We start from the raw sequence: 20,520 nt of genomic DNA on the forward strand, positions 1-20,520 counted from the left end.
CACTAACTAGGTCAAAGCTATGATATACTAGAAGACAGAAGGAGAAAACTTATGGCTACATTAAAGGATATTGCCAGTCTCGCTAACGTATCCATCGCCACTGTCTCACGTGTGCTGAATCAAGATACAAGTCTTTCTGTAACGGAAGAAACCCGCCACAGAATTTTGACCGTTGCTGACGAACTAGGCTACACCAGACATCAGAAAAGTGGGAACTTTAAGAAAGAAAAACAACAAATTGTCATTATCCAATGGAAAAGTGAAGAGGGAGAGCTGGACGACCTTTACTACTACAACATCCGTTTAGGCATTGAAAAAAGAGCACAGGACCTCGATTATGGTATCCTCCGCTATTTCAATGATATTCCCTTTCGATTAGGGGAGGAAGTTGTTGGGGTCCTTTGTATCGGAAAGTTTAGTAGGGTACAGATTGTCGAACTAGAAAAGCTAGCCAAGCCTCTGGTTTTTGTTGATAGTAACACTCTCAACCAAGGGCATCCTTGTGTCACGACTGAATTTGAAAATGCTGTACAGACTGCCCTTCACTATTTACGAAAACAAGGGTGTACAACGATCGGTCTCCTAACCGGTGAGGAAAAAACGACCGACCTACTGGAAAGTATTCCCGATCCTCGACGAAGAGCCTATCGAAACTACTGTATTGAAAGAAACATTTATCACCCTGAACTCATCCTCACAGGTAGTTTTACAGCTCAATCAGGCTATGACCTCATTTCCTCTAAGCTTCAGTCTGGCTCACCTTTACCAGATGCCTATTTTGCTGCCAGTGATAGTTTGGCCATTGGGGCTCTCCGCGCCTTTCAAGAAGCCGGCATCAAGGTCCCTGATGACATCCAACTCATTTCCTTTAACGATACCAGTTTAGCCAAGCAAGTCTTTCCTCCACTCTCAACCATCACTGTTTTTACAGAAGAAATGGGACGCACCGCTATGGACGTCCTCAATAAGCAAGTCCTAACACCGAGAGAAATACCGACCCTCACCATGCTAGGAACCAAACTCACCTTAAGAGAAAGTACCAAGAATGGATGATCTTCCATTCTTTTAGAAATAAGAACTTATGAAAACACACGAAATTTTATACCAAACCTTATCCCAAGCCCAGGATTATGTCAACGGCGAGCAACTAGCCCAGGAAATGGGCCTGTCTCGCACCTCTATCTGGAAGGCCATCCAGCGTCTAGAAAAAGAAGGCATCGAGATTGAGTCTGTTAAAAATCGAGGCTACAAGATCCTTTCTGGAGACCTCCTAATCCCCCAAGTCATCGAAGGCCTTTGTCCATTGACAGTCTCCTATAATTCCCAGTGCCAATCCACCCAGTTAGACGCTAAGAATGCCATGGAAGCGGGTGGCCAATCCGCTACCCTGTATCTGGCTCCTTTCCAAACAGCTGGTAAGGGTCGTTTTGGGCGCGACTACTTCTGCCCTTCTCAAGGGGGAATCTACATGTCTCTCCACCTCAAGCCCAATCTCCCTTTCGATCAAGCACCTGCCTATACCCTCATGGTCGCAGCTGCTATCTACAAGGCTCTGAAAAATCTAGCCTTATTGGATGTCGATATCAAGTGGGTCAATGACATCTACTACAAGGGGAAAAAAGTCGGAGGCATTCTGACTGAAGCCATCAGCTCTATCGAAACAGGCCTTATCACAGATGTTATCATTGGTGTGGGTCTCAATTTTGCCATCACCGATTTTCCAAAGGAACTGAAGGATAAGGCAGGATCTCTCTTTGGCTCTCAGCCTCCCATTAGCCGCAATGAACTGATTGCTGAGATTTGGAAGGAATTTTTCACCACTCCAGAAGAGGAGCTGATCTACCTCTACAAGCAACGTTCACTGGTCCTAGGTAAAGAAGTCCGCTTCGAACAAAATCAGACCAGCTACCAAGGTCTGGCTAAGGATATCTCAGACAGTGGACAACTACTAGTCCAACTGGAGGACGGCCAAGAACGCTGGCTCAACAGTGGCGAAATTTCCCTCAAACAGTGGGACCTGTAAAGCAGACCAACAGCTCAAAAAAGAGTCTGAGATAAAACATTTCTCAGACTCTTTTGTGTGAAGACAGATCAAAGCTTTTTAAAATAATTCTTGATATATTCTAAGCATATATCAAGTAAGAATTTGATAAATAATAATACAATTCCAATCTTCACAAACATGTAATATTTAAATGTGGTGTCTTCAAATTGACTCACAAAAATCGGAAAGTTTAAAATATTATACTCATTGATAAGAAAATAAAGTGAGATACAAATGGATAAAACCAACGCCACTATAAAAATTTTTTTATGTAATTGCATTTTTTACCTTACCCTTTCTTGTTTTACAACATTAAATACCAATCACCAATTTTATATAGCCTGATTCATTCTTTTCCTCCTCTTTCTAACAGGCTATTTTTATCGTTTTTACATCTTCATCATACACCAATTTCAAAATCATTCAAGTCTGTTTTTCTAATTATTTTTATGGTATAATAATAAAGTTGGAGTGATAAATAAAAACTCAGCAACTATTATAGTAAACTCTATAAAATTAACTTTTTAGATAACAGCGTGATATACTTAAGGTTCTTAAAAGTTCAAGTATTGTATATATAAAAAACCATGGTGTATACTGACCCTAAAAAGTTAGACAATTAATTGATACAAAGGGTTTCGTTCTGTATTGCACAGGACTAAGTCCTTTTCTATAACAAAATTAGCTCCATAATTCTTACTTACATAAAGTAGTCAGGTTACTCTTCAAAAAATGACTGTTATTTTTTGAGTCAGGTAAGGAAATTAAAAAATTTCCGCTGTGAGAAAAGTGCCTGAAACACAATTGTTTCAGGCACTCGGGAGTTTTGGGAGTAAAACAGTTCGGGGAACTGTTTTAGCCTAAGCCTAGAAATATAAAAGCGAAGGGGTCCAAAACTAATTGAACACGGGCTGCGGATTGTGTCAAAAAGATAAGTTATCCTAGAATCGAAAGATTCTGCGTCAAACTTCCTATTTTGACTTTATCCGCAGACGCCCTTTGTATCTTAATTAGTCATGGAACTTCTTCGAAGTTCGCTGACGTCCGTACTCACCTAAGGAAAGTTTTTAAGTAGACTTTATATTCAATCTAAAATAAGCACCTCTTGGTACTTATTTTTTATACTTATCTCGTTTTTTCTGATTGAGCTGTTGATCGATACTTTCGACCAATTTCCCTAAGATATAGCTGACTTGCAAATTTCTCAGTATCAAGAGAGCCCAGAAGATAGCTGCCAGGTAGCTTTCTCTCATTACTGCATCATTGAAAAAATAGGTTTCAAAGGCTGTAAAGATAGCCATAGTCCAAAATTGACGTTTATTCATATTGTTATTCTACCACGATTTTCTGAAAAAAGCACAGGCTAGTCTTCTTGGATCTTAATTTTCTCAGAGAGAAAATCAAAACCTTCCGGAATGACAGGCTCTTCTGCCACCTCTATCTCTTCCTTGTGACCACGCGCTTTCTTCGAGAATTCCGCCCGGACCTGGGTCCACTCCTCCATGGAAATGGCCAAAATTTCAGGTGAGAATCCTGCTGCATTGCTTAAAATATTGCCAAACATGGTATTGAGATTATCTCTCTTCATGGTCTGTTCAGCATTAAAGGCAGACTCAAAAGCTAAAATCGCATGGCGTTCATTGGCCGCAACCGGTTGAGAACCGATTAACAAGGCCTTATCTGCCCCTGCTAAGCTTTCAATAATTTCCCCCCAAGCATTTTGCAGGCGGATGAGATTGTTACGGGCTAAATCTGGATTTTCAACCGCTTCTTGTAAGATGGCTTGAACCTTATTGCGATCCACCCGATAGCCCTTGCTGGACTTTTGTGGACGGGTTGGAGCTGACTTGGCTACAGGAGCTCCGCTCCCTACTTGAGCTAACTGACTTTTCAGTAACTCCACTTCTCTTTTAAGTTGGTCTATTTGTGCCAAGAAATCCGCTGGAAGAGCCGTTTGACTAGCTGAAGAGCCCTCACCCTTGTATTCTGCCAAGCGAATGGTCATCATCTCTGTATAGATCTTGGGCTGCAGGCTGTTTTTAATATCCGCTAAGCTCCTTGTCGCAAGATCAATCCAAGCAAAGAGGGTGGCTTGTGGAATGGCTAGATTCTGGTTAAATCTTTCACTGACATGGAGATTTTCCCCACCTGTCTGAACAATCAGGAGATCCCGCAAATACTGCAAGAGATCTGTCACAAAGCGGGCCATGTTTTTCCCATTATCAAAGATGAGGTTTAACTGGTCCAAGGCAGCTGTTGCATCTTGTGCTGCCAAGGCTGCTACATAGAGATCCAAAGCTTCCTGACTGATGGAGCCTGTGATTTCTTCTGCCGTCGCAGTGGTCAATTGGGCACCAGCTGTCAGGCTGAGGGCCTGGTCCAAAATGGACAAGGCATCCCGCATCCCACCTTCTGCCCGACGGGCAATAATGGCTACAGCTTCTTCTTCATAATCAATGCCTTCTTTATCCAAAACAGCTTTTAGGTGGTCTTGAATGGCTGGCGTCTTGATGGATTTGAACTCAAAGCGTTGAACCCGCGAAAGGATGGTTGCTGGAATCTTGTGCAATTCCGTTGTCGCTAAAATAAAGACCACATTTTCTGTCGGTTCTTCCAAGGTCTTGAGAAGGGCGTTAAAGGCTCCCGTCGAGAGCATGTGGACCTCGTCAATGATATAGACCTTATGAGGGGCCAAGCTAGGCGCATAGGTCGATTTATCACGGATATCGCGGATCTCATCCACCCCATTATTAGAGGCAGCGTCAATCTCGATAACATCCTCTAAACTGCCATTGGTAATAGCTTCACAGATATAACATTCGTTACAAGGCTCTCCCCCTTTTTGATTGGGGCAGTTCATGGCCTTGGCAAAGATTTTCGCCACACTGGTCTTCCCCGTCCCACGAGGGCCAGAAAAGAGATAGGCATGGCTAATTTTCCCCTGTTCGACAGCTTGTCGTAGGGTCGTCGCAATAACCTCCTGCCCTACAAGCTGGCCAAAGGTCTGGCTTCGGTATTTACGATAGAGGGCTTGATACATTAGTCTACTACTCCAAACATCCTAAAATTCCAATTTGTTTTTTCGAGCAAGATAGCTACAAAACGTTCCAAATAAAGACGATCCAGGTCGTCATAATCTCCCACCCGATCCGAATCTAGATCCAACACTCCCAGCAACTGGTCCTTCAAGACCATAGGAACCACAATCTCACTCATGGCCCGACTGTCACAAGAGATATAATTGGCATGCTGGGTCACATCCTCGATGACCAGCGTCTCTCTTTTCTCTGCTGCTTCTCCACAGACACCTTTTCCTAGAGCGATATGGACACAAGATACCTGTCCTTGAAAAGGGCCTAAAATCAACTCATTTTGATCATAGAGGTAAAAGCCCACAAAGACGGAATGAGGTAGAGCTTGATTAAGCAGAGCACTGGCATTGGCTAAATTGGCCAAGGCATTGCTCTCTCCTTCTAAAAGAGCTTCTAACTGGGCTAGTAAGAGTTTGTAATTTGATTCTTTTTCTTGCGTATTCATAACCTTTATTATACCAAACTTTGGCTAGAAAATTAAGTATTTACCACGGTGCCAGCCTTGATAAAAACCCAGCTTGACATCAGTAATAACAAGCAATTGTTCTTAATAAAAAAGCCAAGGAGCAAGGTCCCTGACTCAGTAAAAATTCGTCTAAGCGTCTCTCCGAACATATTGAATCGCCCGATATGTCAGAAAGAGGGTCAGAACAAGGGAAACAAACCAAATGGTCCGAAGTCCATAATATTGGATGAGGAAAGTGGATAGGATAGCCCCTCCGACAAAACTCCCAATCAAGGAGGTCATAAAGAGGGATTCCCAGAAAAACTCCATCTTGCGATCCCGCACAAAATTCCCGTAAGCGACCATGGTCTTCTTGAGATTCCCCGTCATAAAGGAATGGTTGTAAGCATAGCCATCGACTTCTCCAAAGGAAATAGCTACAATCCCCAAGCTCAGCCCAAAGAAAGGGACAATCAGAACATTGGGCACTTCTTTTGGCAGAAAGCCAGCCACCAAGGTCGTCAGGACCAAAGGCACCAAGGTACTAAGTCGCCAAACCGAATGACTAAAGAAGCGCTGAAAGACGGTCATCAAAAAAATCCCGATCATAAAGGCCAACATGGTGGCTAGTTTGACCTCCACATCAGATATTTCATGGCCGATTAACCCAACGGATAGAAAGACCACGTTTCCCGTTTGGCCAGCCGCCAAGGTCCCTCCTCTTTCGATAAAGGTGTAGGCATCTGAAAAACCTGCACACATAGTCAGCAGGCAGGCAAAAGCCTTACTTCTGGAGTGAAACTCCCTTCTTAACTTTTTCATATTTCTCCCTATTTGTCATGGAAAAGAGGCTGGGACACTACTTCCTAACCTCTCTCATTTGTTATCTTATCCTTCACGTGATTCGCTCAAAATCTTCTCAATCTTGGTCGTAATCAAATCAATGGCTACGGTATTGGTAACACCTTCTGGAATGATGACATCCGCATAGCGCTTGGTTGGCTCGATAAACTGATGGTACATCGGCTTCACCACTCCCAAGTACTGCTCGATGACGCTGTCCAAACTCCGACCACGCTCTTCCATATCTCGCTTGATCCGGCGAATGATCCGCACATCATCATCGGTATCAACGAAAATCTTGATATCCATCAAGTCGCGAAGACGCTTGTCCTCCAAGACCAAAATCCCCTCAACGATAAAGACATCCTGAGGCTCCTGGCGATAAGTCTTAGCACTACGCGTATGCGCTGCATAGTCATATGTTGGTATATCAACCGGACGGCCAGCCAACAACTCATTGATTTGCTCAATCATGAGGTCTGTATCAAAGGCAAAAGGATGGTCATAGTTGGTCTGAATCCGCTCTTCAAAGGTTAAATGGCTTTGATCCTTGTAATAAGAATCGTGCTCAATCATGGCAATCTTCTCATCCGGGAAGTGGGACAAAATTGCCCGAGAAACACTAGTTTTTCCCCCACCAGAACCGCCTGTTACACCGATAATAATTGGTCTGTTTCGCATCTTCTTCTCCATTTTCTATAATCCTATTTATTCTATCACAAAAGCGGTCACTTGACCACGACTTGAACCATTTTTCTATGGCTTTCATCCAAAATCAAAGAAGGATCTCCTTTCCCCTTCCGTCCCAGTTCGAAAGGCCCATTCCATCTTTTTAGGGTGAAACATGATATAATGAAACCAGTAAATACCTGATTGAAAGGAGCTGCCATGCTGAAACTTGGTATCATCGGCACCAGTGCCATCTCCCATTCCTTCCTGGCCGCAACAAAAGAAACAGGCCACTATGAGTTAAGGGCAGTCTATTCGCGGACCTTAGAGAAGGCTAGTAGCTTCGCCCAACCCTATGGACAAGTGGCCCTCTATGATGATCTGATTGCCTTTTTAGATAGTGACCTGGATGTCATCTACATTGCTAGTCCCAATTCACTCCACTATCCCCAGGCAAAGTTAGCCCTTCTAGCTAAGAAACATGTCATCCTTGAAAAACCAGCCGTCACTACTCCCAAGGAATGGGAAGAGTTGGTTAAATTGGCCAAGGAGCACCAGGTCTATCTCTTTGAAGCAGCTCGCAACTATCATGAAAAAGCCTTTGCGACCATCCAAGACTTTCTCAAAGACAAGACCATCTTGGGTGCCCACATGACCTATGCCAAATACTCTTCTAAGATGCCTGAGTTCTTAAAAGGGTCTACTCCCAATATTTTCTCTGACCAGTTTGCAGGCGGAGCCCTTATGGATCTGGGTGTCTATCCCCTCTACTTTGCAATCGGCCTCTTCGGTCAACCTGAATCAGTAACCTATCAGGCGCGGCAATTGCCTAATTCAATCGATTTGAACGGACATGGTAGCTTGGTTTATTCTGACTTTGTCATCGGCATTCAAGCCGGCAAAGATGTGACCAGCAATCTTCCTGCTGAAATCTACACAACAGATGGCACCCTCTTTCTGAGTGGCATTGAAGCTGTTAGCGAGGCTGTTTTTCAAGACCATTCTGGAAACAGCTACCAGCTTCCAATCACTCCCGCCCCTCATAACATGCTAGAAGAAGCCCAGGCCTTTGCTAGTATGATGACAGAGGGCGACCAGATACTTTACCAGACTTGGCTCCAAACTGGACAGATGGTCCATCAAGCCCTCTATGCTATGCGCCAAGATGCTGGAATACACTTTAAGGACGAAAACTAATATGACACTAGCATTCCCACCGCTCTGGCAAGAGCAACTCAAAACCCTCGGCTTTGAGCAACTCACTGAAATCCAGGAACGCCTCTTTGAGCCGATCACCCAAGGGGAGAACGTACTTGGAGTCAGCCCGACAGGAACTGGGAAGACTCTGGCCTATCTCTTCCCTAGTCTTCTCAAGCTAAAGCCTAAAAAAGCACAACAATTGCTGATTCTCTCCCCCAATACAGAGTTGGCCGGACAAATCTTTGATGTCACTAAACAATGGGCAGAGCCTCTTGGACTCAGTGCTCAACTTTTCCTTTCTGGCTCTAGTCAAAAACGGCAAATCGAACGTCTCAAAAAAGGACCCGAAATTCTCATCGGAACTCCAGGCCGTATTTTTGAGTTGATCAAGCTCAAGAAAATCAAGATGATGAATGTCGATACCATCATCCTGGATGAATTTGACCAACTTTTCAGCGACTCTCAGTATCACTTTGTCGACAAGATTTGCCACTACGCGCCACGAGATCATCAATTTATCTATATGAGTGCAACGACCAAGTTTGACCCAGAGCAAATCGAACCCAATACCCTGACCATTCAGGTAGAAGGGCAAAGCTTGGACAATATCCAGCACTTCTATATGGAAGTGGACAAGCGAGAAAAGGTCGAACTCCTCAGAAAACTCTCCAATGTGGAAGACTTTCGTGGCCTCGTTTTCTTCAATAGCTTGTCCGACCTAGGAAGCGCCGAAGAAAAACTCCAATACCGAGATGTTAGCGCAGTCTCACTTGCTAGTGACGTCAACGTCAAGTTTCGCAAAGTCATTCTGGAACGCTTTAAAGACCACCAGCTGACACTCCTTCTGGCAACAGACTTGGTGGCGCGAGGGATTGATATCGACTCTCTAGAATGTGTCGTCAACTATGAAGTCCCTCGAGATGCCGAAACCTACATCCACCGATCTGGGCGTACCGGACGCATGGGTAAAGAAGGCTATGTCATCACCTTGGTTAGCCATCCAGAAGAATTAAAAAGCTTGAAAAAATTAACCCCTGTTCGTCCTTTAATCCTCAAAGGAGCTCAACTCTATATAGGGGAAGAATAAGAAAATCGTTCGTAATTCTACGAACGATTTTTTTAATTCCGATTGTAATAGAGGCGATGACTTTCCACTTGGTGGTTTAAGAGTTCATCAACCGTGACGATAGTGTAGCCTTGCGATTGAAGGTATTCAATCACAGCTGGGAGGGCATTGATTGTCGTTTGGTGAATATCATGCATTAGGATAATTGATCCTGGTTTAACTTGTTTTTTCACCTCTGCTAAGATCGCTTCGGTGTTATGACTCTTCCAATCCAAGGTGTCCACATCCCACATGATAAAGGCTTGATCCACTGCATATTGAATGGCACTATTAATCGAGCCATAAGGAGGACGAGTAATCTTCGTTTGCACTCCAGTCACCTTTTGAATCACTTCTTTGGTATCCATAATTTCTTTTTGAGCTGACTCCAAAGGCAACTTAGTTAAGACAGGGTGGTTCCAAGTATGGATCCCGATTTCATGTCCTTCCTGACGGACCCGTTTAGCCACTTCCGGATAGGCAGAGACATTCTTCCCAAGCATAAAGAAAGTCGCTTTAACATGGTATTTGTTGAGGATATCTAGCGCTTGAGGAGTCGTCGTTGGATCTGGGCCATCATCAAAAGTCAAGGCAACCATCTTAGCGTGTCGTTGGGTTTGGTAGGCCTCATAAGCTTGAAGATCTCCAGGATTCAGGCGAGCAGAATCAATCACATCATAGAGCTTCGAAAGTGGGACATCGAAGGTTTCCATCCCCTCAATAGTAACTGGAAGGGTGATGGAAAGAACCCCTTGATTATAGGTGAACTGCCAGCTTGCCATATCACTTGCTGAGACAGCTTGCATCAGCTCTTCGATTCGATCTTCCCCTAGCTGTAGGAAGACCAGCTGAGAACGCAATTCTGTTAAGAGGGTTTCTTTGGCTAAATCAGCATCCGTAAACAATTGGGAGAATTGGAAGACCGTCCCCTCATCCGTTAGATAAAGGAGGGGTAGTTTGTCGATCCCATCTTTGATGAACTTGCCGTTTTTCCATTTGTACTGGGTCTTCTTCACCTGATAAGGATGAACCCCGACAAATGGGTCTTCTGAACGTTCGGTATGATAGAACAATAGCTCTTTTGCTTGCTGGTTCTTCTTCTCTTCTTGGGGAAGAGAGCCAACGTCAGCCAAAATTCTCTCTTTGACCACTGCGATAGGTTCTTCGTTATTTTTCGGGTAGTAGGCAGCAACATATGAGTGACCGACCATTCCTTTTTGAAGAATGGTATCTTTGTCTTTTTCAACTGCTTCTTCTTCCTGGATTGCTTTGGAAAACTGTTGATTATAATTTTTGATAGCGCGTGCTTCCTCAATCTTCTGATAAGCAAGATAAATCCCCCCGATGAAAAGGAGGTTGAGGAGGATGAGAATAAGTATTTTCAAGTAGGATTTCTTCATACTCTTATTATAGCAATTTTATCACCAAAAAACAGTAGAAAACTCTAGAATCTAGAAAATAAAACCTAATATATTATAAGGAAATTAAAGTAGCTCAGTCCTAACTCCTGTCACTTTGAACCGACAATTTTCAAGCAGAAAAAAAAAAACAGATGTGGTAACACCTGCTCTTTATCACATGTTATATGATGCTGATTATAAGGACTTTTCACGAATCACTTCGACTTTGTAGCCATCTGGGTCCACAATAAAGTAATAGTTTGGAAGCGTTCCTGGCAAGCCTTTAGGATCTGTCACTTGGTAACCTTTTTCCTTATGCTCTGCATGAAGGGCTTCAAGGTCTGGCGTACTCAAGGCAACATGGGCAAAGCCATCTCCAATGACGTAAGGACCATGATCATAGTTGTAAGTTAATTCCAACTCATAGTCATCCCCTTCTAAACCAAGATAAACAATAGTAAATTTGTATTCAGGAAAATCTTTGCGACGCAATTCCTTAAAGCCAAACGCATCTGCATAAAAGGCAATTGATTTTTCTAAATTCTCCACTCGCAAACAAGTGTGTAACATTTTTGAAGCCATACGACACCTCTTTCTTTTTTTACTATTATACACTAGTCAGGCAAAAATAGCGATTATTTGAAATAGATGAAAAAGCTGAGGATTCCTCAGCCTAAATTATCGAAAAACTTATGTTATATAAAATAAGCCAAGTTATTCTAAAAAATAAGAACAACTCCTTATTATGAGCGCCATCCATGTAGGTTCTGAAACTTTCCGCCGTGAGAAAAGTGCTTGAAACAGTTATGTTTCAAGCACAGGGGAGTTTTGAAACCTTAGGTTCAAAACTAAGTCATGGAACTTCGTAGAAGTTCGCTGACGTCCCTTCTCACCTTTGGAAAGTTTTAGAAGTCTTTTGCTTCATCTAAGTTAAAGATTCCTCAGCTTTACTTGTTTTTCGTTGATTTAGAAGTTGATTTCTTTTTACTGTCTGACTTGGTTGCTAGTTTCACTTCAAAAATAGCACCTTTAGGCTTGTTATCTCGAACAGTAATGGTACCATTAAAGGCTTCTACGATTTGCTTGGCTAAGGATAGGCCTAAACCAAAACCACCTTTTTGACGGGTCCGCGCCTTATCCACTCGGTAGAATCGATCAAATATCCTCTTTTTATCTTCGTCTGCAATCCCTGGTCCATTATCCTCTACCCGAAGATAGAGATAGCGATCCTTGAATTGGGCGACAAACCGTATCTTTCCTTCTTCCTCTGTGTATTTGAGGGCATTATCATACAAAATGGTCATCAGCTGTTTCAGTAGGACCTTGTCAGACACCAGACTCCTTTCGACCTGATTCTCATACTCGAAGATTTTATCATTTTCCTCGGCAATGATTTCATAATTGGCAAAGGTTTGGTCGAAAAAAGAGGGAGGGATTTCACAAAACTCAGGTTTAATCCCATCATCTCGACGGGCTAAGTTTAAGAGATTGGTCGTCAGTAAGCGCATATTGCGAACCTCATCCAAAGAGGAGGCGATGTTCTCACTGGATTCCATGATCGTTGCCTCTGGTTTTCGGAACAGGGCTTCCAAACGATTTTGCAAAACAGCTAAAGGTGTCCGCAATTCATGAGAAGCATTTTCGACAAAAGCCTTCTGCCGATTCATGCTCTCTAAGAGAGGTTTCACACTGATTTTAGCCAGGAAGATACTTGCAAAGAGGGAAATGCCCCAGAAGCAAATCATGACCAAGGCGATTTGGCTCTCGTGTTTTTCACTAGTCTGCTCCAACTGGCTGATATTGGTCATGATCACGGCGTATTTCACCCCATCGATATAATCATCAGGGTCAATATCCACCAAATAAGCCCGATAGCTTTCCTTCTGCTTATAATGGTTGGTGATTTGAATCTGCTTGATCTTATTTAAATAGCTACGACTAAAGGTCACTGTTTTTAGATCCAGGAAACCATTATCCGTCGTCACATTTTCAAATTTATCATTCAAAAGGATGGCTGTACTATTAGAAGTGACCGATGGTCTAGGGCCATCCTCGGGACCAGGTTCATCATCTTCTGGTCGGTCATCAGCTGGTTCGTCTCTTCCCATCCCATTTCCTGTACGATTTGCCAAGCTAATAATAGAATAACGATCTTTACTCAGCATCTTTAAATTTTCATCAACCGTTGTATAGAGACTTGACCGCATCACTTGAATAATAATCAAGGTCATGGTTGAGAAAATTAAGGTAAAGAGTCCGAAATAGCGGATGAAATAAGAAAAGTCATCCGCATTAACAGTTTTTTTAATTTTATTGAGCATCTTTCAGAATGTACCCCACGCTACGCAATGTTTGGAGATTTTTTGCAAAGTCAGTTCCTTTTAACTTCTTACGAATCTTAGAAACATACACTTCGACAACCGAAATGGTCGTATCACTATCAAATCCCCAAAGTCGATCAAAGATTTGTGTTTTTGGCAGGATAACATTTTGATTTTGAAGGAAATAGACCAAAAGATCAAATTCTTTCCCTAGTAGCTCCACTTCTTTCCCTTCAACAAGCGTAGAGTTTGTCGAGAGATTAACGGTTACATTTCCATAAGATAGGGTATTTTCATTGACCTTACCAGAGCGCTTCAACAATGCTTGGATTCGCATCTTGAGTTCTTCTAGGTAAAATGGCTTGGTCAGGTAGTCATCTGCTCCCAACTCAAACCCATGGCCCTTATCGTCCAAACTCTCTTTGGCTGTCATGATCAATACTGGAGTGGAGACACCCTTATCTCTCAATTCTTTAAGAACTTGGAAACCATCTTTTTCAGGGAGCATGAGATCTAGCAAAATAAGGTCATAGATGCCACTTTCAGCCTCATAAAGGCCTTCGTCTCCATCAAAGACCTGCATGACATCTGCAAAGTCATCTAAAAAATCAAATACTGAATTAGACAAACCGAGGTCGTCTTCTACTAATAGAATCTTAATCATGTGTACTTCTCCTTCTCATTCTTCCACACAAGGATGATGAGTATTTTCTACTCTATTATAACATGACAAGGCCTTATTCAGTAGCATTCAGATAGCGATTTCAACTTTTTTCTTAGCCTGCTGTCCCTGTCTCATCCTTTGATGAATTGTTTGAATTGCTTGATGATTTTTTCGAAGAGGATTTCTTGGAGGACTTTTTATTGGATTTCCCATTTTGTTGGTTGTCTTGTTGACCTTGAGGACCTCCATCTTGTGGTGGTTGGCCATTCCTATTCCCTTGTCCTGGTCCACCGTTTTGGCCATCTTGCGGTGGCATACCGCCTAGTCCACCACCAAAGCCATCTTGTCCTTGACCACCTTGTGGCCCCTCTCCTTGAGGAGGCTGACTATTCATTTGTCCTTGTCCTGGACCACCATTTTGCCCATCAAAACCTTGTGAGTTAGAAGGTCCATTTTGTTCTTGATGATTCCCATGGCCATTTTGTCCTTGAGAATTTTGGGCAGGCTGATTGCTATTTTGTGTAGCTACCGCTGCTTGTTGGCGTTGGGGAGCTGTATTGGCTGTCGCCAACATTCCCAAGCCAAATCCACCAGTCATCCCAACGATGAGTCCTCCTGTTGCTGCGGCAGTTGCCCACCACTTAGGACTTTTCTTAACGACAATCATTTTTTCAGTTCTTTGTTGCTTCTGTTCATTCGAAGTTTGCATTCTATCATTTCCTTATATTTTTATTTAAACAAGGCCTTTGTTTAGATAGGGATAGTTTACCGATTCTTCCTTAATCGTGACTAAATTTTTTCTTAAACTTTCCTAAAATGAGAAAGGAGACATTTGTCACAGCTGAATAGAGGACTTGACAGGCTTACCTTCTTTTTTGTAGAATAGTTACCATAAAAATAAAGAGAGGTTTACTGTTTTGAAAAAAATAGAATCAATGACATTAATTGCCCTTGGAGCAGCGCTGATTGCTGCCCTATCCCCTTTTACAATCCCACTTGGACCCATTCCTATCACGCTTCAGACTTTAGCGATTGGATTGATCGCCAGCATCTACCGTCCAAAAGAAGCCACCCTTTCCGTTCTCATTTACCTCCTCTTAGGTGCCATTGGCCTCCCCGTCTTTGCAGGTGGTAACGGAGGCATCAGCTCCTTCTACGGTCCCACTGCCGGATTCCTTCTCTTCTTCCCTCTTCGAGCTTTGGTGACTTCTATCTTTGCTGGCCAAAAAGGACAACCCATTCGCATCTTCCTTGCTAACGCTTTAGGGGAAGTCGTTCTCTTTATTGGGGGGGCCTTAGGTTTTATGCTCATTACCCACCAGACTTTGGATCTCACCGTAAAACTGGTCGTCCTACCTTTTGTATTACCAGATTTGATTAAGATGACTTTGACAACGATTTTCGCGGTCATTCTATATCGAAACCTCAAACATCTCCCTTATTTCAAAAAAGAAAAATAAAAAACTCTTAGAGAGACTTGCAGATCTGCATAGCACTCTCTAGGAGCTTTTTTCTTTATTTCGTTGCTAGAAGGGCTGTTTCAACCGCTGCTTTCTCCCGATCAATGAGATCGATACGAGCAGCAATTTCTTTGATTCCCATCTTGATATTGCGGCTGATCGCCATATCATCCAATTGAGGCTCAAAGAAGGCCTTGTATTCATTCAACCGTTCACGGGTCTTGAAACAATTAGCTGGGTAAATGACAAACTTATCAAAGCTCATATCACCACCGAGTGCTTTCTTGATCCAATCCCAGTTTTCACGCGCCCAAGTCCAAGTTCTTCCTTGGGTAAAGTCATCGTGCAAGAAGTTGTAGTACCAGCTCATAGCCAAGTCCTGTGGTTTCACCACATCCTTGTTCTTCCACTCCTTCAATAGAGCTTCCAAAGTTTCCTTATCCTTGGTATAAGAAAGTGCAGCCGCCAACTGGCGTTTAAAGTTTCCATCAACTGTCTTCACATAGGTATCCAGGTATTGTTGGCTAAGCTCCTTGGTTTCCTGGTGCTTGATTTGGTTGACCAAGATTTGCAAGCGAATAGCTGCTGGAAGTTTTTCCAAATCATCGGCATGTGCTTCAAAGATAGCGCTCGCTTGTGCTTTTGCAGCTTCATCATTGGCCTTGATCATATTAGCAATCATTAGCTGACGAACTTTTTCATCTTCTTCTGTTTCTCCAGGCTTCGCTTCTAGACCCAAGCGTTCAAAGTTGTAACGGTTCAAACGTTTCAACAACTCATGGAAGGCCACTTCTGTTTCAGTTCCTTCATCCACAAAGAGATTGATTCCAGCTAAGACGCTCGAAACAGCTGAAACAACCAAGTAGGAACTTTCTTCTGTCAAGTGTTCAATCACTGGCAAGAGGCTTGCATAAGAAATTTGACCACTTTCCGCTAAGAGACGGCGTTCTTGAACCACTTGTAATTTTGAAGTGCTATCTAAGTTAGCAAGTTCAGCAAGGATGTCTTCTAACAATTCCCCACGGTAGTCACTGATATAGTGAGCTGTATTTTCTGTATTGAAGCGAAGAGCTCCGCTGTTAGCTGCTTTCAAGGCACTGTAGTTTGGAATTTCTAAGACTTCTGTATCCAAGGTATCTGGAATACCTGTCCAGTTGCTATTTAAAGGAACAACCCACTTACGGCCTTTTTCTTCTCTTTCTCCGATGAAGAACTGCTCTTGACGGATGATCAAGGTATCGTTTTCTACAACAGCTGAGACAACAGGGTATCCTGGTTGCTCCAACCAAGAATCCATAAAGGCTGCGACATCACGACCTGAAGCTTGCCCAAGAGCATCCCAAAGGTCACGACCGATGGTGTTGCCGTATTGGTGTTTTTCAAAGTAAATCTTCAACCCTTTACGGAAGGCGTCATCGCCTAACCAACGGCGAAGCATGTGCATGAGACGGCTACCCTTAGCGTAAACGATGGCTGGGTCAAAGAGGGTGTTAATCTCGTCAGGGTGTTTGACTTCCACATGGACGGATTGAACGCCATCTGTAGCATCGCGTTTCAAGGCAGCAGGCACACCAGTTGTTTGGAAGTCTTCAAAGATATTCCAGCTTGGTTCGATGGCATCCAAGCTGACATATTCCATCATATTGGCGAAGCTTTCATTCAACCAGAGGTCATCCCACCATTTCATGGTCACGAGGTTTCCGAACCATTGGTGAGCCAATTCGTGAGCCACCACCAAGGCTACTGTTTGACGGCTTTGGGCAGTCGAGTTTTCATCTACAAGGAGATAAACTTCACGGTAGGTTACCAAGCCCCAGTTTTCCATCGCTCCTGAAGAGAAGTCTGGGAGGGCGATATGAAGGGATTGAGGGATTGGATACTTCACACCATAATAGTCTTCATAAAATTCAATGGCACGAACGGCAATATCCAATGAGAAGTCCAAGTTTTCTAATGGGTGAGCTTTGGTAGAGTAGACACCGACTAGGGTTCCATTCTTGGTCTTAGCTGTCACTCCTTGAAGGTCTCCAGCCGCAAAGGCCAAGAGATAAGAAGACATACGTGGAGTCGTATCAAACTTCCAAATCCCTGTTTCTTTACGGTTTTCCACATCGATTTCAGGCATGTTAGAAAGAACAATTTCTCCCTCTTCTTGGTCAAACTTCACAGCCAAATCAAAGGTCGCTTTGGCTTCTGGCTCATCCACACTTGGGAAGGCTTCACGTGCAAAGTGGCTCTCAAACTGAGTAGAGATCACTTCCTTCTTCACACCATCTACTGTGTAGTAAGAAGGATAAATTCCTGTCATATTGTCTGTGATCTTACCAGAATAGGTCAGAGTAACTGTCACTTGACCTGTTCCTTCCAATTCAACATAGACTGCTTCATTGTCATCATCCACCGTAAATGGACGGGCTTGACCTGCTACTTCTACTGTTTCGATGGTCAAATCCTTTTGGTGAAGAGAGATGCGAGTCTCTTTTGCTTCTCCGCTAATGATCACTTTCCCTGAGAAAGTTTTACTAGAGCGGTTCAAATCTAAGAATAGATCGTAGTGCTCAGGTACAAATGTATCAATAAAATGTGCAACTGCTTGCATGAGTAACTCCTTCTTCATTTTTTCTCACCTTCTATTCTATCATAAATCCTACTAACTGTAAGGTAAGAGGGGGCAAAACCAGATCTACAAAAAGACAAAAGTCTGAGATCATGACCTCAGACTTACTTTTCTTATAATTCCACAATTTTTCCAGTTTCGAAGTAGACAACCCACTCACAGATATTTTTAGCGTAATCACCAATACGCTCCAAGTAGTTGATGACTTGGAAGTAATCACGTCCAGTAATGATCAAGTCAGGATTATGCTTGATTTCTTCCGTTGCCAACTCTTGAATACGATCATAATACTCATTAATCTTTTCATCGCGAGTTGCTACTTCATAGGCCGTTTCAACATCCCCTTTTAGGTAGAGCTCCAAGGTTGCTTCAACAAAGTCTTTGACTTCTCGACCCATTTTGCTGATTTCTTCTTCTACAACCTTACTACGAAGTTCTCCCTTCATACGGATGGTTGCTCGAGCGATAGATACCGCATGATCTCCCATCCGCTCGACGTCAGATACAGCTTTTAAGACTGTCATAACCATCCGAAGGTCCTGAGAAACCGGTTGTTGAAGGGCAATCATCTCAAAGGATTTGCGCTCCAACTTCACTTCATATTCGTTAATCTCTGCATCATCTTCGATCACCTGACGTGCTAGATCACGATCATGAGTGACAAAAGCCCGAACCGTGCGGTTGATCTGGGTCAAGACTTCATTTCCCATGGCATAAAACTGGTTATGAAGCTTTTCTAAATCTTCTTCAAATTGTACACGTAACATTTACTTTCCCTTTCTTATCCAAACTTCCCTGATACATAATCTTCTGTTTCCTTACGAGCAGGGTTCAAGAAGATTTTTGAGGTGTCATCATACTCGATGAGGTCCCCATCCAAGAAAAAGGCCGTTCTATCCGAGATCCGACTAGCTTGCTGCATAGATCGCGTCACCAAGAGCATGGTATAACGATCCTTCAAGCCATAAAGTGTTTCTTCAATCTTCCCAGCAGAAATTGGGTCTAAAGCTGAGGTTGGCTCATCCAAAAGGATAATCTTTGGACTGGTTGCCAATACACGCGCCACACAAACCCGTTGTTGCTGTCCTCCTGAAAGCCCAATCGCAGAATCATGGAGACGATCCTTGACCTCATCCCAGATAGAGGCATTTTTCAAGGAAGTTTCGACTGCTTCATCCAAGACTTGCTTGTCCTTGACCCCATTGATCATGAGTCCATAGGTGACATTGTCATAGATAGACATAGGGAAGGGGTTGGGCTGTTGGAAGACCATCCCGATTTCCTTACGGAGCTCCACCGTATCGGTCCGTGGACTATAGATATTGTGACCATTGTAGATGACGGTTCCTGTCGTCGTCACCTCATGGTTCAAATCGCCCATCCGGTTGATGGCTTTGAGCAAGGTAGACTTCCCAGATCCAGACGGTCCGATTAAAGCCGTGATTTCTTTAGGGGTGAAATCCAGTGACACACTATTCAGTGCCTTTTTCTTATTGTAATAAACCGACAAGTCCTTGACTTGCAAAATTGGTTCTGTCATGTTTTCATCCTTATGTTGTTTCTATGTTACCAATTCCTATCCAAAGTGACCTGATACATAATCGTTGGTTGATTGGAGTTTTGCATTTTGGAAAATATTGGCTGTTTTATCATACTCGATTAAATCGCCTAGATAGAAGAATCCTGTATAATCGCTAGCACGAGCAGCCTGTTGCATGCTGTGGGTCACGATAATAATGGTGTAATCCTTCTTCAACTCCAGCATGGTTTCTTCCAACTGGGCTGTTGCGATAGGATCTAAGGCTGAAGCCGGCTCATCCATGAGCAAAATCTCTGGTTTGACGGAGATGGCACGGGCAATACAAAGGCGTTGCTGTTGACCTCCTGAGAGGGTCAAAGCAGACTTGTGCAAGTCATCCTTAACCTGATCCCAGAGGGCTGCTTGCTTCAAGGATTTTTCTACGATTTCGTCCAGGACCTTCTTGTCTTTGACTCCTGCACGTTCGTGAGGGAAAGTAATATTGCGGTAGATGGACTTGGCAAACGGATTTGGTCGTTGGAAGACCATCCCGATATGCTTTCTCATTTCATAGACATTGATATCAGGACGGTTAACGTCAATCCCTTCATACCAGATCTCACCAGTCACACGCGCAATATCAATGGTATCGTTCATCCGGTTCAAACTTCTAAGATAGGTGGACTTTCCAGATCCAGAAGGACCAATCAAAGCTGTAATTTTATTCTTCTCAAACTGCATATCCACGCCCTTGATGGATTCATTTGAACCATAGTAGACATGCAAGTCTTTGGTCGAAAGGACCACTTTTTCTTCAGGAAAAGTAATGATATGTTTCTCATCCCAATTGTACTTTGACATTTCTTCTCCTTTTATGCTGAGGTTAATTTCTTATGGAGGTAAGTACCGAGCTTACGCGCTCCAAAGTTGAAAATCAAAATAAAGATCAACAAAACTGCTGCAGATCCAGCGGATACTTCAATCGCATCTGGAATGGTTCCTTCACTATTGACCTTCCAAATGTGGACTGCTAGTGTTTCTGCTTGACGGAAAATAGAGATCGGACTGGTCACACTAAAGAGGTTCCAGTTACTCCAATCCAAGGCTGGGGCAGACTGACCAGCTGTATAAATCAAGGCCG

General features: G+C 43.1%; 19 protein-coding genes and 1 pseudogene. 5 read left to right on the forward strand and 15 right to left on the reverse strand.

Features of this window, described 5'->3' with window-relative positions:
* The first annotated feature begins 51 nt into the window (after window positions 1-51).
* Complete coding sequence (locus AC3E8G_RS09010; RefSeq protein ID WP_490677546.1) at window positions 52-1,053, forward strand: LacI family DNA-binding transcriptional regulator; 1,002 nt, start codon at window positions 52-54, stop codon at window positions 1,051-1,053.
* Between the two features lie 28 nt (window positions 1,054-1,081).
* The gene (birA, locus tag AC3E8G_RS09015) at window positions 1,082-2,023 is read left to right on the forward strand and encodes a bifunctional biotin--[acetyl-CoA-carboxylase] ligase/biotin operon repressor BirA (RefSeq protein ID WP_490677547.1); all 942 of its coding nucleotides are present in this window, start codon (window positions 1,082-1,084) and stop codon (window positions 2,021-2,023) included.
* A gap of 1,133 nt (window positions 2,024-3,156) precedes the next feature.
* Here birA and AC3E8G_RS09020 read toward each other — a convergent pair.
* The 5 genes from AC3E8G_RS09020 to udk form a co-directional block, all read right to left on the reverse strand.
* Window positions 3,157-3,369: a DUF3272 family protein gene (locus AC3E8G_RS09020; RefSeq protein WP_048690913.1), complete on the reverse strand. Its 213-nt coding sequence runs from the start codon at window positions 3,367-3,369 to the stop codon at window positions 3,157-3,159.
* A 38-nt stretch (window positions 3,370-3,407) separates the two neighbouring features.
* Window positions 3,408-5,084 (reverse strand): DNA polymerase III subunit gamma/tau, encoded by a 1,677-nt coding sequence (gene dnaX / locus AC3E8G_RS09025; protein WP_490677548.1) that lies wholly within the window; start codon window positions 5,082-5,084, stop codon window positions 3,408-3,410.
* A complete protein-coding gene (locus AC3E8G_RS09030; protein ID WP_272078723.1) occupies window positions 5,084-5,581 on the reverse strand; it encodes a GAF domain-containing protein in 498 nt (165 codons plus the stop codon). The genes dnaX and AC3E8G_RS09030 overlap by 1 nt, the downstream gene beginning before the upstream one ends.
* Before the next feature lie 150 nt (window positions 5,582-5,731).
* Window positions 5,732-6,403, reverse strand: coding sequence for a YoaK family protein (locus AC3E8G_RS09035; RefSeq protein ID WP_048691382.1), 672 nt, complete (start codon window positions 6,401-6,403; stop codon window positions 5,732-5,734).
* Between the two features lie 66 nt (window positions 6,404-6,469).
* Window positions 6,470-7,105, reverse strand: a complete 636-nt coding sequence (gene udk, locus AC3E8G_RS09040) for a uridine kinase (protein WP_048691384.1) — start codon at window positions 7,103-7,105, stop codon at window positions 6,470-6,472.
* A 207-nt stretch (window positions 7,106-7,312) separates the two neighbouring features.
* On the opposite strand from udk, the gene AC3E8G_RS09045 reads away from it, so the two are divergent.
* Window positions 7,313-8,290 carry a Gfo/Idh/MocA family protein gene (locus tag AC3E8G_RS09045; RefSeq protein WP_490677549.1) on the forward strand — a complete coding sequence of 326 codons (978 nt, stop codon included), beginning with the start codon at window positions 7,313-7,315 and terminating at the stop codon, window positions 8,288-8,290.
* 1 nt (window position 8,291) lies between these two features.
* On the forward strand, window positions 8,292-9,380 hold the full coding sequence (locus AC3E8G_RS09050; RefSeq protein ID WP_490677550.1) for a DEAD/DEAH box helicase: 1,089 nt from the start codon (window positions 8,292-8,294) through the stop codon (window positions 9,378-9,380).
* A 32-nt stretch (window positions 9,381-9,412) separates the two neighbouring features.
* Here the strand turns inward: AC3E8G_RS09050 and AC3E8G_RS09055 are convergent, their stop codons facing one another.
* The 5 genes from AC3E8G_RS09055 to AC3E8G_RS09075 form a co-directional block, all read right to left on the reverse strand.
* Window positions 9,413-10,783: a polysaccharide deacetylase family protein gene (locus AC3E8G_RS09055; RefSeq protein ID WP_490677551.1), complete on the reverse strand. Its 1,371-nt coding sequence runs from the start codon at window positions 10,781-10,783 to the stop codon at window positions 9,413-9,415.
* Between the two features lie 210 nt (window positions 10,784-10,993).
* Entirely contained in the window at window positions 10,994-11,380 is a 387-nt protein-coding gene (gene gloA, locus AC3E8G_RS09060; protein ID WP_023022851.1) for a lactoylglutathione lyase, read from the reverse strand.
* Window positions 11,381-11,745: 365 nt separating this feature from the next.
* The gene (locus AC3E8G_RS09065; protein WP_490677552.1) at window positions 11,746-13,119 is read right to left on the reverse strand and encodes a sensor histidine kinase; all 1,374 of its coding nucleotides are present in this window, start codon (window positions 13,117-13,119) and stop codon (window positions 11,746-11,748) included.
* On the reverse strand, window positions 13,109-13,783 hold the full coding sequence (locus AC3E8G_RS09070) for a response regulator transcription factor (protein WP_006596563.1): 675 nt from the start codon (window positions 13,781-13,783) through the stop codon (window positions 13,109-13,111). The genes AC3E8G_RS09065 and AC3E8G_RS09070 overlap by 11 nt, the downstream gene beginning before the upstream one ends.
* 112 nt (window positions 13,784-13,895) lie before the next feature.
* Window positions 13,896-14,492 carry a hypothetical protein gene (locus tag AC3E8G_RS09075; protein WP_490677553.1) on the reverse strand — a complete coding sequence of 199 codons (597 nt, stop codon included), beginning with the start codon at window positions 14,490-14,492 and terminating at the stop codon, window positions 13,896-13,898.
* 208 nt (window positions 14,493-14,700) lie between these two features.
* Between AC3E8G_RS09075 and AC3E8G_RS09080 the strand changes: the two genes are divergently transcribed.
* A complete protein-coding gene (locus tag AC3E8G_RS09080; RefSeq protein WP_490677554.1) occupies window positions 14,701-15,243 on the forward strand; it encodes a biotin transporter BioY in 543 nt (180 codons plus the stop codon).
* A 55-nt stretch (window positions 15,244-15,298) separates the two neighbouring features.
* Here the strand turns inward: AC3E8G_RS09080 and AC3E8G_RS09085 are convergent, their stop codons facing one another.
* From AC3E8G_RS09085 to AC3E8G_RS09105, 5 genes and pseudogenes are all read right to left on the reverse strand, one after another.
* Window positions 15,299-17,842: a M1 family metallopeptidase gene (locus AC3E8G_RS09085; RefSeq protein ID WP_490677557.1), complete on the reverse strand. Its 2,544-nt coding sequence runs from the start codon at window positions 17,840-17,842 to the stop codon at window positions 15,299-15,301.
* Between the two features lie 131 nt (window positions 17,843-17,973).
* Complete coding sequence (gene phoU, locus AC3E8G_RS09090; protein WP_006596567.1) at window positions 17,974-18,627, reverse strand: phosphate signaling complex protein PhoU; 654 nt, start codon at window positions 18,625-18,627, stop codon at window positions 17,974-17,976.
* A gap of 14 nt (window positions 18,628-18,641) precedes the next feature.
* Complete coding sequence (gene pstB / locus AC3E8G_RS09095; RefSeq protein ID WP_048717263.1) at window positions 18,642-19,400, reverse strand: phosphate ABC transporter ATP-binding protein PstB; 759 nt, start codon at window positions 19,398-19,400, stop codon at window positions 18,642-18,644.
* 36 nt (window positions 19,401-19,436) lie between these two features.
* Window positions 19,437-20,240 (reverse strand): phosphate ABC transporter ATP-binding protein PstB, encoded by an 804-nt coding sequence (pstB, locus tag AC3E8G_RS09100; protein WP_048689960.1) that lies wholly within the window; start codon window positions 20,238-20,240, stop codon window positions 19,437-19,439.
* An 11-nt stretch (window positions 20,241-20,251) separates the two neighbouring features.
* Window positions 20,252-20,520 (reverse strand): annotated as a pseudogene (locus AC3E8G_RS09105) (phosphate ABC transporter permease PstA); the annotation flags it as partial.

This window comes from Streptococcus sp. SCPM-O-B-15294 (M123), from assembly GCF_058200455.1.

Coding starts and splice junctions, on each gene's coding strand:
- pstB (WP_048689960.1), bottom strand. CDS start 20,240: ATGTCAAAGTACAATTGGGATGAGAAACATATCATTACTTTTCCTGAA.
- AC3E8G_RS09070 (WP_006596563.1), bottom strand. CDS start 13,783: ATGATTAAGATTCTATTAGTAGAAGACGACCTCGGTTTGTCTAATTCA.
- AC3E8G_RS09030 (WP_272078723.1), bottom strand. CDS start 5,581: ATGAATACGCAAGAAAAAGAATCAAATTACAAACTCTTACTAGCCCAG.
- phoU (WP_006596567.1), bottom strand. CDS start 18,627: ATGTTACGTGTACAATTTGAAGAAGATTTAGAAAAGCTTCATAACCAG.
- pstB (WP_048717263.1), bottom strand. CDS start 19,400: ATGACAGAACCAATTTTGCAAGTCAAGGACTTGTCGGTTTATTACAAT.
- udk (WP_048691384.1), bottom strand. CDS start 7,105: ATGCGAAACAGACCAATTATTATCGGTGTAACAGGCGGTTCTGGTGGG.
- dnaX (WP_490677548.1), bottom strand. CDS start 5,084: ATGTATCAAGCCCTCTATCGTAAATACCGAAGCCAGACCTTTGGCCAG.
- gloA (WP_023022851.1), bottom strand. CDS start 11,380: ATGGCTTCAAAAATGTTACACACTTGTTTGCGAGTGGAGAATTTAGAA.
- AC3E8G_RS09010 (WP_490677546.1), top strand. CDS start 52: ATGGCTACATTAAAGGATATTGCCAGTCTCGCTAACGTATCCATCGCC.
- AC3E8G_RS09085 (WP_490677557.1), bottom strand. CDS start 17,842: ATGCAAGCAGTTGCACATTTTATTGATACATTTGTACCTGAGCACTAC.
- AC3E8G_RS09050 (WP_490677550.1), top strand. CDS start 8,292: ATGACACTAGCATTCCCACCGCTCTGGCAAGAGCAACTCAAAACCCTC.
- AC3E8G_RS09075 (WP_490677553.1), bottom strand. CDS start 14,492: ATGCAAACTTCGAATGAACAGAAGCAACAAAGAACTGAAAAAATGATT.
- AC3E8G_RS09035 (WP_048691382.1), bottom strand. CDS start 6,403: ATGAAAAAGTTAAGAAGGGAGTTTCACTCCAGAAGTAAGGCTTTTGCC.
- AC3E8G_RS09020 (WP_048690913.1), bottom strand. CDS start 3,369: ATGAATAAACGTCAATTTTGGACTATGGCTATCTTTACAGCCTTTGAA.
- AC3E8G_RS09045 (WP_490677549.1), top strand. CDS start 7,313: ATGCTGAAACTTGGTATCATCGGCACCAGTGCCATCTCCCATTCCTTC.
- birA (WP_490677547.1), top strand. CDS start 1,082: ATGAAAACACACGAAATTTTATACCAAACCTTATCCCAAGCCCAGGAT.
- AC3E8G_RS09065 (WP_490677552.1), bottom strand. CDS start 13,119: ATGCTCAATAAAATTAAAAAAACTGTTAATGCGGATGACTTTTCTTAT.